The organism is Actinoalloteichus spitiensis RMV-1378 (genome assembly GCF_000239155.1).
Lineage (GTDB): Bacteria > Actinomycetota > Actinomycetes > Mycobacteriales > Pseudonocardiaceae > Actinoalloteichus_B > Actinoalloteichus_B spitiensis.
Window position 1 is genome coordinate 1 of record NZ_AGVX02000467.1, and the last position, 2,032, is coordinate 2,032.

General features: G+C 70.9%; 1 protein-coding gene and 2 pseudogenes. All 3 read right to left on the reverse strand.

The genetic code is table 11. From position 1 onward, the window contains the following. A pseudogene (locus tag ACTIDRAF_RS29865) lies at positions 1 to 273 on the reverse strand (hypothetical protein); the annotation flags it as partial. Beyond that, entirely contained in the window at positions 270 to 887 is a 618-nt protein-coding gene (gene sigM, locus ACTIDRAF_RS0219305; RefSeq protein ID WP_016700367.1) for an RNA polymerase sigma factor SigM, read from the reverse strand. The gene sigM and the pseudogene ACTIDRAF_RS29865, both read right to left, overlap by 4 nt. A gap of 202 nt (positions 888 to 1,089) precedes the next feature. Then, positions 1,090 to 2,032, reverse strand: a pseudogene (locus tag ACTIDRAF_RS29870) (hypothetical protein); the annotation flags it as partial.

Sequence of the window (2,032 nt, forward strand, 5' to 3'; positions counted from 1 at the left end):
GACGACCTCGGGGGGCATCGTGGTGCTGGCGGCGGACAGTTCCGAGCCGAAGGCCGCCAGGTCCGCGTGTACAGCGTCCAACGCGTCCAGCACGGCCTTCGCCTCGGCGTCGTTGGCCAGCCTCGCGGTGAGGTCCCTGGCCGTCTCCGCGTCCAGCACGTCACCGTGCAGGTCGGCCAGCACGTCGAGGGACAGGCCGGGATCGCCCGGCGCGTCGGGTCGGGACCTGCTCGCCGGGTCGAGCTCATGCCCTTCCCACTCATTGCGGGTCATCGTCCCTCCCGGTCGCGACGTTGGCGGTCACCAACAGCGTCAGATGGGACGTTCGCAACTGCACCGTGGTTCCTGAGGTGCCCCAGAAGTTTCGCCAGCCGGGCCCGGCCTCTGGCGCAGCGGCTCTTCACGGTTCCCTCGGCGACTCCGAGCAGTCTGGCGGTGTCCGCCACCGAGTACCCCTCCACGTCCACCAGCACGATCGCGGCGCGTTGCTCCTCCGGCAGCGCGGCGAGCGCGTCCTGCACCGCCAGGCGGGTGTCCTGCTCCGCGATGGCGTCCCGAGGGCTCGCGGGCTCCCCCGGGCCGGTGTCTGGGAGCGGGACGGTGGGACGGCTTTGTTTTCGTCTGATCCGGTCCAGGCACGCGTTCACCACGATCCGATGTAACCAGGTTGTCACCCGGGACTCGGCGCGGAAGGACGACGCCGCCCGAAAGGCGGAGATCAGTGCGTCCTGGAGTGCGTCCGCGGCTTCCTCTGGGTCGCGCATCGTCCGTAACGCGACCGCCCAGAGCCGGTCCCGGTGGCGTCGGACCAACTCGCTGAAGGCGTGAGGATCCCCATGAGCGTGAGCCGCGATGAGGTCGGCATCCGAACTGGCTGGGGCTGTCACACGCCGAGAATAGCGGTACCACGTGTCGGAAACCGAGACCACAGTCTGTTTCCCGCTGCTGTCTGAACGAAACCTAAACCCGCTGTTCGAGTGAATTTCAACCGTCTGACGTACGCGACGGGTGATGTCCACGGAGAGCATCGACCAGATGACCCGCCCGGCCCGCGCGGGGCGGCACCACGACGGGCCGCCCCACCGGCCATCACTGCGGCAGCAGCCCCTCCAGGGAGACGTCGCGGATCGCCGTCTGGTGGCGCCCGTTGTCCAGGGGCACGATGCCGGTGACCCAGAGCAGGACGTGCTGGGTGGGTTGGCTGGCCTCGTCGAACTCCACAGTGGTGGCCCCGTCGGTCAGCTCCGCGACGGCCAGCAACTCGCCGTCCTCCGGGCTGCCCGGGCTGGCGGAGGCGACCGTGCGCACCTCGACCCGCCCGCCGGCCGACGGGGAGTCGATGGTCACGGAGGTGAGCTGGGTGACCTGGTCCAGGGACAGGATGAGGCCCACGCCCGGCTTGAGCGCGTTGGCGGCGTCGAACGGCGCGTTGTACTCGGCGGTCTTCCACTCCGTTGCTGGGTCGCCGTCGAGCACGTTCGCGGCCCGGTCCGGCGAGTCCAGTTGCTGGCCCGCCGGCTGCCATTCGGTGGCGCTGACCGCGTCGACCGGGCCAGCGGCGAGCTCCGGCTCTGGCTCGGCCCCCTGCTGATCCGCGCTGTTCGAGCTGGGGGCTCCCACGTCGAACTGGGGTCGGGCCCCCGATCCGCCGTCACCGCTGAAGAAGGAGACCACCTGGAAGCCGAGCCAGCCGACCACGATCAGCGTCGCCGCGGCGAGCACGGCCACGCCGATCCGCAGTTTCCGCTTGCTGGCCTTGTCCTTCGGGATGTCCTGGGTGCGCCACAGGGAGTCGGTGTTCCCGCGCGCCGGGGTCTCCCGCATCAGGTTCTGGGTCGGGCTGCCGGCGTCCGCCGCCCGTTCCAGCACGGGCAGGAGGGCGGCGGCGGTCCGGATGTTGCCGGTGTTGATCACGCTCTCCGGGCCGGCGAGCGCCTTGACGGCGACATTGGACAGTTCGTGCGGCACCGTCGGGCGCAGCGCGCGCGGTGGCAGCACCGAGCCGTCGGCGGCCAGCGGCGCGGCGGGCAGC